The sequence below is a fragment of the Pseudogemmobacter humi genome (assembly GCF_900609055.1).
GTDB lineage: Bacteria > Pseudomonadota > Alphaproteobacteria > Rhodobacterales > Rhodobacteraceae > Pseudogemmobacter > Pseudogemmobacter humi.
Map to the genome: position 1 here is coordinate 1 of NZ_UXAW01000002.1, position 213 is coordinate 213.

The window sequence follows — 213 nt, forward strand, 5'->3', positions numbered from 1 at the left end:
AGTTTTCGAGGATGTTTAAGCTACTGCCTGCGCCTGCTGGTCGGTTTCGATGCTGTTGAAGTAGACCACGGCGGGCGGCTGTCCGCCATGGGCAGTGTGTGGCCGCCGATGGTAGTAGAAGGTGATCCAGGATCCGATGGCGGCCTTTGCCTGCGATCCTGTTTCCCAGGCGTGCAGATAGACGCATTCATACTTCAGCGATCGCCACAGACG

At 58.2% G+C, this 213-nt stretch carries 1 pseudogene; it reads right to left on the reverse strand.

From position 1 onward, the window contains the following. Window positions 1-60: 60 nt before the first annotated feature. Window positions 61-213: pseudogene (locus XINFAN_RS00015) on the reverse strand (integrase core domain-containing protein); the annotation flags it as partial.